This window comes from Accumulibacter sp., from assembly GCF_023806625.1.
GTDB lineage: Bacteria > Pseudomonadota > Gammaproteobacteria > Burkholderiales > Rhodocyclaceae > Accumulibacter.
The window spans coordinates 24,874-39,435 of sequence record NZ_JAMTDX010000014.1; the positions used below are offsets into that span (position 1 = coordinate 24,874).

Genomic DNA, 14,562 nt, shown 5'->3' on the forward strand with positions numbered 1-14,562 from the left:
GGTCAAACTCCGCGGTGAAGGAACGCGGGGGAGGGGAGCGCTGCAGAGGCGACGAGGACGTCGGGTTCAGCGGAGACGCGGCGAAATCCCGGCAGCGCTCTTGCCGGGATTTCGCCGGACGGAAACCGCGCTAGCGGCTTCCGTCTGTCGGGGCTATTCGGTGACCAGCTCGCGCCAGGAAATCCGGCGCGTAGTGAACAGCGTCGAGGCGGTCGGGATGGGCAGCGTCACTGTGCTCGGCACGTCGGTGCGCACCAGATCGCGGATCGTGCCGTCGGCCAGACGAACGATGCTCGGGGCGCTGGCCAGGAAGTGGCCGAGCAGGACGCCGGCCAGGCCGTTCGTGCCCTGGACGAAGGAGCCGCTCCGGTAGTCGAGAAAATACGCCCGGCTGTCGGCGATCGGCACGCAGGCGCCCAGCGTCGGCGTGTTCGTGTGGAAGGCCAGCGTGCCGAGTTGCAGGCGCAGGTCGGTGTTCACGCGTTCGCCGGCGAGCGGGAAATCCGCGTACCAGCCGCCATGTATGGAGAGATCGACCGGGTTGTTGCTGGCGGTGACGATCGGGTCACCGGCCGTGCAGTACGGGTTGCCCGTCGGGCAGGTACTCGCCGTGAGCGTCTGCTGGACGAAGGAATCGCTGCCGGTCGCCGTGCGCGGGTTTCCGTAGTCCGGGGTCAGGTCGTCGAGCTTGTCCTTGATCCCGTAGACGGTCTGCCTCTGCGTCGACAGCAGGTCGTTGAGTCCGAGCAGTTGCCCGGTAGCGACGAAGACCATCGAGTAGCTGTCTACCTTGCCGAGTTCGGGCCGCGCGGTGACCGGCTGGCTGGCGCCGCTCGTGTCCTTCAGCTGGGCGAGCCGCTGCGCGTCGTAGGCGACCGGCGCGCCGATTGGCGTGATGTCGCCATTGACGTCGAAGCGCCAGACGTTGCCGATCTGGTCACCGCCATAGACGCGCTGGGTCGTGTTGTTCTGGTCCGGGAAATTGGCCCAGGCCGCGATGCGCGCCAGTCCGCTCGGCGTCGTCGTGCTGCCGACGTTGGTCGGAATCGTCCGGATCAGCGAGCCGGTGTTCGCGTTCAGCACGTACAGGTAACCCTTGCCGTCGCCGAGGTTGATGTTGTTGTAGCCGGAGGTGAACATGACCACCCACGTGCCATTCTTGAGCTTGCTGATCACCGGGTTGCCGTACGTGTACCCGAGGTTGGCGTCGTCGGCTTCGCTGAACTCCCAGAGCGCCTTGGGCGCCGCCGGATTGGTGATGTCCAGCGCGTAGTAGCCGCGTCCGCCGTTGTTCAGACCGCCGACGAGGATCGTCTTCCAGACTGCCGGGCCAGCCGCCGGAGACGTGCAGTTGCTGACGCAGATGTCGCCGGCCACCGGCGTGCCGTCGACGGTGAACTGATGGACGCCCTGCATGCTGTAGGTCTTGTCGGCGAGACGGAACAGGCGGCCCATGACCATCGACGGCACGTACGCCCACGACTCGTTGCCGGTGGCCGCATCGAGTGCGTGGAGCATGCCGTCGTTGGCCGCGACATAGACCATCGCGGTCCGCGTCTGGTTCGCCGTCTTGAAGCTGCCATAGCCGAAATCGGCGTAGTTGAACTGCGGCTCCTTGACATAAACGGCTTCCGAACCGACGATGTCGCCGAGCAGGTGCGTACGCTGGCGATAGTAGGTCGACGCATTCAGCATCTGACCCTCGTTGCTCTTGTCGCCGCGCAGGAAGTTGACGAGTGGCTGGCCGCTTGCCGCGGTCTGCGTCGCCGATGCCAGGCACATTCCACCGACGCCGGTGCAGAACTGGGCCAGCGAGTTGATGTACGGCTTCGTGAAATACGCCTGCTGATTGGGACAGAGGTTGGCCCAGAGGAATGGCTTGAGGTTGTCCGCCGTCGCCGGCTGTACCGCCGGGCATGGGCCCGACGGCGGGTTGTAGGTGTAGATCGTCCGCGCCAGGTGACCGTTGGGCGCGTTGCCGACCAGGTTGTCGAGTTGCTGCTGGGCGGACCATGCCGGTGTCGGGGAGAGGGCTCCGGTGGTTCCGTTGATCGTCCGCTTGACCACCTCGCCCGACCAGTCGCCGACCGTGAAGGACACTTCGAAGAAGTCGTTGGCTCCGGCGGCGAGGTTCGGGCTGGTGACCGTGACCGCGGCGAGAGCGCCGGCCTTGACGGTGATCGCCGTCAGCGCGCCACTGATGCCCGAGGACAGCGACAGCGGATCGGTCGCACTGAAGTAGACGCCTCGGCCGTTGACCGCGGCATGCCAGAGGTCGTCGATGTTGGTCTGCGCGTTGCTCGCCGGCGCTGGCCAGTTGCACGCCCCCGAGGTCTGCCACGGACAGATTGCGGCGGCCGGGTTGGCCGTCTGACCGGTGCTGACGCTGTAGAAGTCGCCTTTCGTCGCCGTCAGATAGTCGCTGCGGTACTGCATGAAGCCCGAAGCGCCGAGGCCCAGCGTGTAGGTGCTCATGTACTGGCGCGGAGCGAGCGGGTCGTTGGTGCACACGTTGTTCTGCACGCCGGCGACGACAGCGCCGGAGCAATTGCTCAGCGCCGGGTCGCGCAGGTCGGTTTTCCAGTAATACTGCGCGACGTCGGACAACGTGTCGGGAGTCGCTCCGCCGTCGAGCTGGGGCCGGACCTCGCCGCTCGACGGTCCGTCCTGATCGCCGACGGCCGTCGAACCATCGAGCTTGAAGCCGGGGCCGGTGTTCCAGTAGCCGTCGGTCGACAGGATCGTCACGTTGGCCTGGCAGTAGTACTGCACAGGATCGTTGACCTGGACGCCGTTGAACGTCTGGCCGTTCAGCTTGCCCGCGTAGATCCGCCCGGCGTTGGCCAGAGCGGCGCGCAGCGGCGTGTTGTTGTTCGGTTCGGCGGCGAACAGCTTGTCGTACCAGCCCTTCTTCTGCGCGCCGGTGAACGAGTCGATGTTCTGGAAGTCGGTTCCCGTATTGTTGTTGATGCTCATGTAGCCGACCCGGAAGGTGCTGCCGATCGTTTCGAAGGCCTGGCTCGATGCGGTCTTCATGGTCTGCATGCGCGTCCGGTAATAGGCCCACCAGTTCGCGAAGTTGGTCATTTCCTCACTGTAGGTGCACGGACTCGCCGCGCAGTCGCTGCGCGTCGACGCTGCCGGCGGCAGGGGGAGCGCCGGATCGATCACCGTCAGAGCGATCTCGCCCGGGGCCTGATTGGTGGCGGGTTTGGCGAAGGCCGTGGGGGTGATGGTCATCGCATTCGCCGGCGACTGGGCCGTGGTTACCGCCGGAGTCCCGGTCACGGTCTTGCTCGGCGCCATGATCGTGACCGTCGACCCTGTGACCGCCGCGCGGTAGCCGCCGACCTGGCACTTGCCGGTCTTGCCCCCGGTGCAGTCGTTGATCCGGTCCCTGATTCCCTGCGCGAGCAACGAGGAATTGGTCGTACTCGACGCCGGAGCGTTACCGGAAAGGATCTCGGTGCCGTTGATCTTGACGCTGGTCACTTGGGTCGACTTCGAGCCGCCGATCGTCAGTGTGGCCTGGCGTGCCGCAGGCATCCTCGCGTTCGTGAAGGTGACCGTCGCCGGCGACTGGATCCGCGTTGCCTGACACGCCCCGGCCGGCGGGACGGCGGCACTCGCGTCAGACGCCGTCTTGCACCAGCGAAGTTTCGCGGCGATCGGGTACTGCGGGCTCGGCGCGGTCTGCGCGTTGCAGGTCTGCAGTCGCTCGTCGGTACAGTATTCGCCCGCTTCGGTCGTCACGTAATAGGCGTTGCCGACGAGGTTGCACTTGTAAGTGGCCGAACTGCAGTAGCCGATCGTTATGTCCACGCTCTGCTGCTTGTAGCCATCGTAGAGGACCTGCGTCCAGCCGGTGGTGACCGCCGAGGTCTGGACCGGGTACGTCGTCGTGTCGGGCTGGCCGCTGGCGGTGAAGTATTTCGGCGGTGTATAGGTCAGTGCCGGGTTGTAGGCGACGCCGTTGTAGCTCGCGTTGCGCAGCTGAGTGAAGTCGGTCGGTGCGGTTGCCCAGTCGGGCAGGTAAGCCCAGTCCATGCTGCCCGAGTCGTCGAGGACGAACAGGATGTTCGGCGGGATCGGGACCGACGAAGCGCTCGATAGCGGCGAGTCGGCCAGCTGGGTGGGCGCTCCGCGGACGCTCGCGGCAAGCACGAGGAGGGCCAGCGAGGCGATCGACAGGGTGGGGCGTGGGCGGCTGGACATGGCGGACTCCTTCGGGAAACTCGTGCCGCTCTACAGGGCGACGATCGTCTGGATGTAGGCGACCGTCCTGCGCGGACCGGCAATGCGCGTCGTGATCCGGTAATAGACCTGGTTGTTGGCCAGCGGCGGGACGCCTCCGGCACTCTGGCTGCCGCCGACGTTGAGGCTCGCCGGCGCCTTGGTGCAGTTGGCCAGGTACGGCGCCCCGGCGTTCTGACAGAGCCGGTGGACGAAGTACTGGACCGTGTTGCCGGCGGCGTCGGCGGCGATCGTCACCGGCACACGGCCGGCAGCCAGCTGGGCGTTCCAGAAGGCGTCCCACGAAGCGGCCCCGGTCGCCGCGGGCGAGGCCAGCGTCAGCCCGTTGGCGATGTACCAGGCCGCAACCGGACCCGGCCAATTCTGGTGCAGCGTCGTGTTGCCGACGACGTTGTTCGGCAGCAGGAAGTTGGTCACCGCAAGCTCGGTGCTCCGTTCGCCCGAGTGGATCGCCGACTGATGGAACGACAGGTTGCCGGCGACGACGTTGGCGGTGTCGACCGAACGCATCACCGCGATGCCGGCGAGCGTCAGCGCGACGAGGATGATCAGCGCGACGAGCAGAACCACGCCGCGCTGGCTGCGGGCGACGCCGACTCGAGGCACGGGGCACGATTTCAGGAGCATGCGGGCATCCAGGGCAGGTTGCGCAGCGGGATGACCGTTTCCGATACCCGGTAACGGTAGTTCTGCCAGTTGGCCAGTCCGGAGAGGTTGATCGGCGCCGTGGCGCTGCCTTCCCAGGTCGGTGCCGCCGCGGTCAGGATGTCCCGGCTGAACTGCGTGTTGCGCGCGACGACGGCGATGCGCACGGCCAGTGTTCGCGCCCACCGGCAGGCGAAGGCTTCCTGATCGGGTGGGACGAGCTGCTGCGGGGTCGTCTGATCCCAGACGTCGATGTTCCCGTCCATTCCCGGGGCCGTGGTGTCGCGGCCGTACTGGGCACGCAGGCTGACGATGTCGCTGGCGATCGGCACCCAGATCGCCGGGTTGCCGGTATTGGCCGCGATGCTGCAGTCGTTCTGCAGGTAGTCGCAGACGGTCAGGTCGCCGCCGCGGACCGCGTAGGCGAACACCCGCGGGGCGAAGCCGAGATTGAACAGCGTGTCCCCGTCGTTGGCGCCCCCCGCTGCCGACGTCGTGACGATCGGCGGGGCGACCGCCGTAACCGTCAGCGTCGTCAGAGCGCAGCCGATCGTCGGCGCCGACGGAGCGACCATCACCCGCTCATTGACGTTGAAACTCGCCGCGGTGTCGACGCCGAGCGCAGCGCCCATCGCCAGGGTGATCACGGCGCCTTCGGGCGACCCGTCGCCGCTGCCGTAGGCGATCAGCAGGCGGTCGGTATTCGCGTCGCCTGCCGGCACATCCGGTGGGTTGATGATCACCGGCGCGAGTTGCGACAACGTGTGGCCCGACGGCGCCGGCAGCGTCAGCGGGCAGGCCAGCGCATTCAGCGCGTTGAAGCCGAAGCCCGCCTGACGGATGTCGCGCTGCAGGATGTAGAGGGCCATCGCGCCGTTGCTCTGGGCATCGCCAGTGCCCGTCGTCGCTCGCCGCTGCGCTTCGGAGGTGGTGAACACCTGCATCATGATGATCACGCCGATCATCCCGATGACCATCGCGACGAGCACTTCGACGAGCGTGAAGCCGCGGCGCTTGACGACCGGTGCGGGGAGCCGTTTCATGTCTTTTCCGCTAGTTCCTGACGATCTGCGAGACGACGGTGTGCTGGTGTCCCGGGGCGTTGAGCGGCATCTCCGGGGTGCGCCAGAAGAGGACGATGGTCACCTGGCTCGAGTTGGCCGCGGTCGGCACGACGGTGACCGTCGGCAGCGTCGATACGACGCCGGCCCCCGCGGCGACGACACCCGGCAGACCGTCCCTGCCCGAGACGTCGGCGAGCCAGCCCTGATAGGCCGCTCCGGGTGGGGTCGACTGAAACGCGACCTGCAGCTGAGCGGGCGTCAGGTAGCCGCTGGTCCACATCTGCCCGATCAGCCGGTTGGCCAGCAGCGTCGCGTCGGTCCGGTACCTGGCGTCGCTGGTCAGCTGGACCGCTGTCGCCTGCAGGGCGACGAGGGCCAGGATCCCGAGCGAGAAGATCAGGATGCCGATCAGCGCTTCGAGAAGCATCACCCCCTGCTGTGCCCGGGCAATTCGCGAACGCGGTTTCATCAGCAGGCCTGCGTGTCGGTGACCGGAAGCGCCGGGTCGCACATCCGGATCAGGCCGTTGGTCGACACGACGACGCGCAGACAGCGCACCGGACCGCCATTGACGAGACACGCCGCACCGGTCGAGCTCGACACGTCGACGGTGACGTTGCCGCCGGCGGGGACCGGTACGACGCGACCGAGACCGTTGAAGACCACCGCCGTCTGGCTGGCGGCGATCGTCGTCGAGGCCGAGCCCTCGGCTGCGCTGCGCACCTGGACGATCCTCGGCGCGACGGTGTCCGACGGCGCCGCATTGCACTGGCCGGCGGGGTTGTCGCCGCTGACCACCCAGTTCGGCCCGGCGACGTTCAGCGCGCAGCCGCCGGCGAGCGTGTCGACGAGATAGAAGCCGATCCGCTCGTTGCGCCGCACGGCGTCGGCCCGGGCGAGTTGCAGCCCGTTCTGGAACGACTCGGCGGCGGTGCGCACGCGCGTGTTGCGCAGCCAGTCGGTGAATACCGGGATCGCCACGCTCATCAGGACGCCGGTGATGATCAGCGCGACGAGCAGTTCGATCAGGCTGAAGCCGCGTGCAGGTCTCAACAGCCGCCTCCCTTGCTGGTCACCCAGCACTGCACCGGAGGCGTGCCCCAGCCGGCCTTGACGGCGGTCGTCTGCCGGACATTGGCCTGGTTGACGGTGTAGGTGAATCCGGCCATCGAGCTCTTGCCGGTCGCGGTCAGCGTGTAGGTCGTCGCCGTCGGCGCCGGGCAGGAGAAGTTGAAATAGGCGCTCGACGTCGTGTCGGTGACCGCCGGGTCGCAGACCGGCGAGGCGATCTGCGGGTTGCCGCCGGCGGCCGCCTGGAAGTAGAGGTGATTGTCCTGGAAGAACTGCTCGAGACGCGCCCGCCGCTCGGCGAGCCCCGACGTCGCCTGCGTGATCCGCGAGCGGATCAGGTGATCGGTGTAGTTGGGAATCGCGATGGCCGCGAGGATGCCGATGACCACCACGACGACCATGACCTCGATCAGGGTGAAGCCGTTCTGCCTGTTCACCAATTCGGGCTCCTCAGGTACAAGAGTACAAGACCTTCCGTACAGGATCCGGATTCGCTGTCCGCGAGAAGCGCTGCCGGTACGAGCTGTATCATAGACGGCCGCGTGCGCGCGGCAAGCATCCGGCGACGGGCGGCAGCCTGCGGCGGACGAGTGGCGCATCGTCCGCCAGCTCGGGCGCTACAATCAGCGCTCCGCCGGTTTCGGTTTCCTCGCGGGGTGGCCCGCATCGACAGTGATCTTCTCCGGCAATCCTGTGCTCGAAGGCCAGCGCGCCCTGTTCGGGGCGCTGGCCGTTTCGCTGCTCGTGCATCTCGCGCCGGCGGCTGCCGTCGCTCGCTGGTGGGCCGGTGCAGCGAGCGAGGCGACGCCGGCAGTGCGCGGGTCGGCGCTGGTCGCGGTGTTCGCTGCGGCCGACGATGCTCGCCCAGCGCCGGCGCGCAACAACGCCGCGGTACCGTTGCGGCAGCCCCCGACAGCAGATCGTCCGGCGACGACACGCTGGCCGGATCTTCCCGTGGACGCCGCCACCGCCGGTGGCTGGCGGCGGCTGCTCGCCGATCCACCGGACGACCTGGCGCGGCCCGCCGGTCCGCCAGACGATCGCTGGTATTTCCCGCGCGCGGAACTCACCGTCGCGCCGCGGCTCATCGAAGACCCGGTGATCGACTGGCCCCTGGCGCGGCCGGGGGAGACGCCGTCCTCCGGGACGATCGTCCTGCGCGTCCTCGTCGGCTTCGACGGCGTCGTGGACGGTGTCGAAGCGACCGGCGGCGACCTCCCTGTCGCTTATCAGGAATCGGCGGCCGCCGGTTTCGCCCGTGCGCGCTTCGTACCTGGTGAGATCGCCGGCGTGGCGGTGACCAGCGAACTGCGTTTCGAGGTCTTCTTCGACCCCGGAGTTCAGCGAAGAAGCCAGTAGGCAGATCCGCAAGCGACGGGGTCAGGTCTTGACTTTTGCCTTGCTCGGCGTAGAGTGCCCGGCAAGGCCAGCCCTCTTTGTCTCGAATACGCCGGCGCTCTCCATGATCTCGCCGCCAGGGGCGGCGGACGGGAAGGCATCTTCCTGAACGACGGCGACCGGCGGCATTTCCTGGCTCTTCTCGGCCAGGTCAGGGCTCGCTGCAACTGTGCGGTCCGTGCCTGCTGCCTGATGAACAGAACCATTACCAGCCGCTCGTCGAGACGCCGGATGCCGATCTGGCGCGGGATGCGCCGGCTCGACGGGGCCTCCACGCAAGACTCCAATCGCACGCAGGATCGGCCAGGCACGTCTTTCAGGGGCGCGACAAGGCGATCCGTCGTCGAGAGAGAGGCCTACGCTTTTCGAACTGGCGGGTTACGTGGTGCTCAATCCGGTCCGGGCGGGGCTCGACACCGCCCCGCCCCCCGGCCGCTCACGGAAAGCGCCAGCCGGTTCGTCGACCGGGATCGTCCGATCGCGGCTGCCTACGCCAAAGGCGAATACACGATGAAGGAAATCGGCGAGCATTTCGCCCTGCAGCGCTCGAGGGTGAACCGAATCGTCGGTCTTGCCGACCGCGCCGCGCCGGACCCACCGGGGGCACGAGTCAAGACCTGACCCTTTAGCCTTTTTTCGTGTCAGCGAACTTTACACATGGGCGCCGACGAGTCCGGAGCCAAAAAAACATTCTGGCTTAAATCCGACGCTTGGAATTTGTGGCACGAACCATGCTTATCGATGTGCAGCCGACCTGGTGTCGGCCAATTTGACAGACTTGCGCATTGTGCTAATCTTTGATCACGGAGAAAGAAACATGAAACCAGGACTCAAGCCGATCGTCGCCGCCATCGCTCTGGCGTGTGGAATGACTGTCGCCCAAGCGCAGCCGAACACCGCCCTCTACCTGACGATGGACGGATCCGGCAGCATCAGCGTTGCCGACTTCACGACCCAGATCACCTCGTACGTGAACGCTCTGAATAACGTCTTCACCGCCAACCCGTCGCTCTATGGCCAGGTGGCCATCGGCGGTGGCATCTTCGGCGCAAACTTCTACGAATTCTTCCTCCCGACAGCGATTACCAACTCCACGATCCTGGGCAACCTCACGACCGCGATCTCCAGTCTCGATCCCGGAAGAGCCGGCATCGACACCACCGGGACCGCGATCGGCGACGCCGTCACGGCCTCCGCCCTCAGCCTCGTTGCCTACAAGAACAGCCAAGGCGAAAACACCATGGAACTGGTGATCGACGTGACCACCGACGGGCAGAACAACGTCGGTGCCGATCCGGCCACGGTCGTAGCTAGTCTCGTTCCCCCTCCCACCAAGCCCTTGACCGCAGTAAACTGCCTCGGCATCGGCGTCAACGCAGACTGCACGTGGGTTACCGGCTACGGGACCAATTTCGGGAGCCCAAGCTTCCCGCAGTTTCAGGCAGCTCTCTCGAACAAGCTCACTCAGGAGTTCAAGACGCCAGAACCCGGCACGCTCGCGCTCGCCGGTCTGGCGATGACCGGTCTGTTCGGCCTGCGCCGCCGCAGCACCGCCGCCTGAACGTCGCTTGCAGCCAGGACCTTTCCTGGCCGAGAATCGGGGCCACCGGATCCGTCCGGTGGCCCTTTTCTTTGGCACCCAATGGGGTCAGGTCTTGACTTTTGCCAGGCCTGGCGTAGAGTGCCCGGCATGGTCAGACCCCTGCGTCTCGAATACACCGGCGCGCTCTATCACCTCACCGCCAGGGGCGACGGGCGCGAAGACGTCTTCCTCAATGACGCCGACCGGCAGCATTTCCTCGTCCTTCTCGGCAAGGTCAGGGCTCGCTTCAACTGGGCGATCCATGCCTACTGCCTGATGAACAACCATTACCACCTGCTCGTCGAGACGCCCGATGCCAACCTGGCGCGCGGGATGCGGCAACTCAACGGGGTCTACACGCAGGACTTCAACCGCACGCACGATCGCGTCGGGCACGTCTTTCAGGGACGCTACAAAGCGATCGTCGTCGAGAAGGAGTCCTACCTGGTCGAACTCGCCCGCTACGTGGTGCTCAATCCGGTTCGCGCGGGGCTCGTCGGCGATCCGGGCGAGTGGCCGTGGAGCAGTTACCGGGCGACGGTCGGCGCTCCCGAACAGGCGCCGGACTGGCTCGAGAGGCAGTGGATCCTGTCGGCCTTCGGCGAGACGGAGGGCGAGGCGATCGCCGCCTACGTCGGCTTCGTCGCCGACGGCATCGGGCGATCGGCACCGTGGAAACAGCTGAGGCATCAGCTGCTGCTCGGCTCCGACGGCTTCGTCGATGCGCTCCGCAGCAAGGTTCCGGCCGGGGTCGACCTGAGCGAGGTTCCGCAGGCCCGACAGCGGCCTACCCCGCGCCCGCTCGCGGAAATCGCCAGCCGGTTCGCCGACCGGGATCGCGCGATCGCCGCGGCCTACGCCAGCGGCGGGTACACGATGAAGGAAATCGGCGAGCACTTCGGCCTGCACTACTCGAGGGTCAGCCGGATCGTCCGCCTGGCCGACCAGGCCCCCGCCGAACCCGCCAGCAGCAAAAGTCAAGACCTGACCCCGGAGTCTGCATGAGAATCCTGCGCTCATCGACCGTTGCCGCGTTGTTTCTGCTCACTGCCGCCGGTGCGCTTGCCGAGGGCGCCTGGAAGCCTGACGTCGCGAGAGCGCAGGCGGCGCTCGAGAAGGAGACCGGCGTACCGCTACGCGCGGGTTTCCGGATCGAGCCGACGGTCTTCGCCGGCTACTATGCGCTGCGTTCGGGTGCCCCCGGCGGTCCGGTGGCCTATTTCCGCGACGACATGGTGTGGACCGGCAATCTCCGGGCGCCGGGCTGGACGGTCCGCTCGGCTGCCGAAAACAGTCCCGAGGGCCGGATTCAATGGCTCCGCGAGCGGGTCGGCCAGGTGCCGCTCGACCGGCTGGTCTTCGTCAGGCGGACCAGTCGACCAGCGGTGATCATCTGGTCGGCGCCCGACTGCCCGTTCTGTCGACGGCTCGAGGCCTTCCTCGAGCAGCAGGGCGTATCGGCCTACGTCGCTCCGGTCGGTCTTTCCGAGGACGGCTTCCGGCAGGCCGCGGCCGCGTATTGCAGCAGGGAGCCGGGCAGGGCGTGGACGGAGGCGATGCACGGCAGACCGGTGTCCGGCGCGCCGCGACCTTCGTGCGCCTACCCGCGTGAGTTGCTCGGCGACATCGGTTTCTTCTTCGGTCAGGGTCGCGTGGCGACGCCGATCGTCGTCTTCGCCGATGGTTCGACGATCAGTGGCTGGGACGACCAGAAAGGCCCGGCGCGGCTGCGCGAGAAGCTCGCCCAGGGGGTCTTCTTCCCGGCGCCCGGGGCCGCCGCGGTGAAGTGAGCCGAGGCGCGCGGCCGCTCGGGCAAGGGCTGCGGGCCTGTCCGGTCGCCGGCCGCCTGGCGGCCAGAGTGTCGGATTCTTTTACACCGGGCGGCCGCGGACGTAGACATTCGGTGAACCCGTAGGCGCAGTCGGATCGTGAACGGCGGCGCCAGCGACAGAGGTTGAACCGGGAGTTCGCGTCGTCCGCGGGATGGGGCGCGATGTCTTTGCTGAGCGGGATGGGCTTTCGGGTGTGGCATTTCTTGCCACGGCCAGCGGGGTGACCGAGCGTGATCCAGTTGGCGGCGTGCTGGCCGGTGCACTGATGCCAGGGTGTATTGACAAAGGTTTGGGGCAGCGCGGGGTGGTAGCCCTGGCGCGCCAGCCGGTCATTGGGCGGTCGTCGATGAGCCAGCGAGAGAATCCTGGAGGCCAGACCGCTGGACGGGATCCAGAGCAGAATCGAGAAGCGGGCGTCATGACCACGAGGTCTCGATTCCGCTGTCGCCCGTCGTCCCGCCAGTCGAACAACACGCAGACCCCGCGCGAGATCCGTGCGCGGCGTGCGTTGGCCTGGCTCGGCGACGTCGTGGTCCATCGCCACCTCGGAGCGGTCGACGAACACCGGCGGGTCCGACCAGTGTCTCTGCAGGCTTTGCAGCACCTTTCCGGCCGGGCCCTCGAGCGTGTTGGGCACTTCAGTGCCTCGGCGCGGTCGAGGGTGTAGCGGCCGGCGAAGACCAGAACGCCGGGATAGCGCTCGCGCAATCGGGCGCGAAACCGCCCGGTCGGCTTCGGGCCACCGATCCAGTCGGGCTCTGCGAGGCGCAGGGTGGGGAAGCCCGCGCGTCGAACTGCGTCGCCAGGCGGTAGGCCATCGCTTCGGCCTCGCTGTCGCTAGTGTCGTTGAACGTGCCGAACGGCGAGATGCGGATCCCGTGCGCCCGGCACCCATTTTCGGCGATCAGCGCGTCGAAGACTTCGATCGTCAGCCGGGCAGGGTTGCCGACGCTGCCGCCGCAGGCGCCGCTGGGCCGGTTCGTCGCGGTGCTCTCTCTGGAACGGGTCGAACAGAGTGCCGTTCGCCGCGTGGCTGGCGACGAGAGCGAAGCCCGCAGCCATCGCCCGGCGGCGCGCCCGGCGGGTGCGGGCCCGAAGGTCACGCGTCTTCCGCGTACCCGAAGTATTCGATGAACGGCCGCAACAGCCCGAGGACGGGGGCGAGTTCCCGTTCGTAGCGTCGCCAACGGTACCTGGCATGCCGGTAGAGAGGCTGGGTGACCTGGTGATAGCTGGGCGTAGTGATCACTGCCTTTTCCCGTGCATGGCGGGTGTGGTCGAGCACCGCGTCGTCCCAGCGCACGCCCAGGAAGGAGAGCAGCCTCCCGGCCTCCGCCTCGAAGTCCGTGACCAGGTCCTCGTAGCGGATGCGGTGGGTGCGCAGCGGCAGGCGTTCCGCGAACTCGCGCCAGGCGCCCATGACCTGGGCGTAGATCTCCGCCACGCCTTCCAGGCTGATGAATCCGGCCATCGCCTCGTTGGGCCCGAAACTCTGCATCAGACAGCTCAGAGTCACGTCGCAGGGATGGCGGATGGCCAAAATGAAACGGGCCTCAGGGAAAACTCGCCAGAGGAGCGGAACCCTTACCGTGTTGAGTGGCAGCTTGTCCACCAGTCGAACATCCGGCCGCAGGGTGACATGCCGCCCGGCCTCTTCCCAGTAGGCTTGGCGCAGCGCCAGGACCTGCTCCCCGGAGAGGTCCGCCAGCGCCGCCGGACCTCCATCAGTCAGGGCGAGGAAGGTCTGCTCCATGACCGCGGCGCAGGGCTTCTCGTCGAGGGTCTGCAAGGCCGGGTGGCTGTCCAGGACCTGCTCCAGGAGCGTGGTGCCGGAGCGGGGGAAGCCGATCAGGAAGATCGGGCTGTCTGGCGACGGCGGAAGGGCGCCGGCCGAGTCCGGCAGCCGGGCGCTCGCCCAGGCGCGGGAGGCGTCGATCTTGGCCAGGAAGCGGCGCTGTCCGGCGCCCTCCGGATCGGCGGCCGCGGCCGTGCGCCGCTTGCCTTCGACCAGATGGGCGAGAACCCGCTCCGTCATGCCGAGCCGATCGTAGATCTGCCCCAGAAGCAGATGGATCTCCCCGCGCGTGCTCTCGGACATGGACCTGACCAAGGTGGCCTCGAGCCGCGCCGCGGCCTCGGCGTGGCGGCCCTCGCGGCGGTCAATGCGGGCGGTGACCAGGTTGAGGAGGGGGTGCTCCGGGTCGAGAGCGAGACCGCGTGCCAGGGAGTCCCGGGCCTCATCGAGGCGGCCGGCCTTTTCCAGCAGCTCGGCCTGCTTGGCGAGCACATCGGGCGAATCCGGGCGGGCCGTCAGGGCACGTTGGTAGAGTTGCAGCGCCTGCTCCACCTGCTCGTCCAGCTCGAGCAGGTTCGCGAGGTTGGCGAGCACCTCCGGCGAATCGGGACGCAACCCGAGGGCCTGCTGCAAGACGGCCGGCGCCTCCGAAACCCGCCCCATCATCAACAGCACCGCTCCCAGATCGCTCAGCGCCTCGAAGAAGCCCGGACGCAGGCGCAGCGCCTGGCGCAGGCTGGCCTCGGCCGCGTGCAACTGACCGGTCTCCATCAGGGGTGCGGATTTCACGCAAAGTGACCGGTCATTTCGCGTCATCGTGACCGACGGAGTGATGCTGCATGAATAGGCTCTGATGATACCTCAACCGGTCACGCTTTTCGTGAAACGGCGGTCACGCATTTGTGAAATCGCGGTCACGAT

At 67.3% G+C, this 14,562-nt stretch carries 12 protein-coding genes; 4 read left to right on the top strand and 8 right to left on the bottom strand.

All coding sequences use genetic code 11. The annotated features are described in order from the left end of the window. Positions 1-153 precede the first annotated feature (153 nt). Genes NFW05_RS03925 through NFW05_RS03950 form a run of 6 tightly spaced genes read right to left on the bottom strand, consistent with a single transcriptional unit; the run spans position 154 to position 7,471 of the window. Complete coding sequence (locus NFW05_RS03925; protein ID WP_295302932.1) at positions 154-4,215, bottom strand: PilC/PilY family type IV pilus protein; 4,062 nt, start codon at positions 4,213-4,215, stop codon at positions 154-156. Between the two features lie 30 nt (positions 4,216-4,245). Then, complete coding sequence (locus NFW05_RS03930) at positions 4,246-4,881, bottom strand: hypothetical protein (protein WP_295302933.1); 636 nt, start codon at positions 4,879-4,881, stop codon at positions 4,246-4,248. Next, on the bottom strand, positions 4,872-5,942 hold the full coding sequence (locus NFW05_RS03935; RefSeq protein WP_295302934.1) for a PilW family protein: 1,071 nt from the start codon (positions 5,940-5,942) through the stop codon (positions 4,872-4,874). Before NFW05_RS03935 ends, NFW05_RS03930 begins: the two co-directional genes overlap by 10 nt. Before the next feature lie 10 nt (positions 5,943-5,952). After that, positions 5,953-6,432, bottom strand: a complete 480-nt coding sequence (locus tag NFW05_RS03940; protein WP_295302935.1) for a hypothetical protein — start codon at positions 6,430-6,432, stop codon at positions 5,953-5,955. Next, complete coding sequence (locus NFW05_RS03945; protein WP_295302936.1) at positions 6,432-7,016, bottom strand: GspH/FimT family pseudopilin; 585 nt, start codon at positions 7,014-7,016, stop codon at positions 6,432-6,434. Before NFW05_RS03945 ends, NFW05_RS03940 begins: the two co-directional genes overlap by 1 nt. Beyond that, positions 7,013-7,471 carry a type IV pilin protein gene (locus tag NFW05_RS03950; protein WP_295302937.1) on the bottom strand — a complete coding sequence of 153 codons (459 nt, stop codon included), beginning with the start codon at positions 7,469-7,471 and terminating at the stop codon, positions 7,013-7,015. Before NFW05_RS03950 ends, NFW05_RS03945 begins: the two co-directional genes overlap by 4 nt. Positions 7,472-7,706: 235 nt before the next feature. On the opposite strand from NFW05_RS03950, the gene NFW05_RS03955 reads away from it, so the two are divergent. After that, positions 7,707-8,393, top strand: coding sequence for a hypothetical protein (locus NFW05_RS03955; protein WP_295302938.1), 687 nt, complete (start codon positions 7,707-7,709; stop codon positions 8,391-8,393). 21 nt (positions 8,394-8,414) lie between these two features. Here NFW05_RS03955 and NFW05_RS03960 read toward each other — a convergent pair whose 3' ends face one another. Beyond that, positions 8,415-8,561: a hypothetical protein gene (locus NFW05_RS03960; RefSeq protein WP_295302939.1), complete on the bottom strand. Its 147-nt coding sequence runs from the start codon at positions 8,559-8,561 to the stop codon at positions 8,415-8,417. A 628-nt stretch (positions 8,562-9,189) separates the two neighbouring features. Between NFW05_RS03960 and NFW05_RS03965 the strand changes: the two genes are divergently transcribed. From NFW05_RS03965 to NFW05_RS03975, 3 genes are all read left to right on the top strand, one after another. Next, positions 9,190-9,993, top strand: coding sequence for a DUF1194 domain-containing protein (locus NFW05_RS03965; RefSeq protein ID WP_295302940.1), 804 nt, complete (start codon positions 9,190-9,192; stop codon positions 9,991-9,993). 129 nt (positions 9,994-10,122) lie between these two features. Next, the gene (locus tag NFW05_RS03970; protein WP_295302941.1) at positions 10,123-11,019 is read left to right on the top strand and encodes a transposase; all 897 of its coding nucleotides are present in this window, start codon (positions 10,123-10,125) and stop codon (positions 11,017-11,019) included. Then, on the top strand, positions 11,016-11,804 hold the full coding sequence (locus NFW05_RS03975) for a thioredoxin fold domain-containing protein (protein ID WP_295302942.1): 789 nt from the start codon (positions 11,016-11,018) through the stop codon (positions 11,802-11,804). The genes NFW05_RS03970 and NFW05_RS03975 overlap by 4 nt, the downstream gene beginning before the upstream one ends. Before the next feature lie 1,141 nt (positions 11,805-12,945). Here NFW05_RS03975 and NFW05_RS03980 read toward each other — a convergent pair. Next, complete coding sequence (locus NFW05_RS03980; protein WP_295302943.1) at positions 12,946-14,457, bottom strand: tetratricopeptide repeat-containing sulfotransferase family protein; 1,512 nt, start codon at positions 14,455-14,457, stop codon at positions 12,946-12,948. Positions 14,458-14,562: the final 105 nt, after the last annotated feature.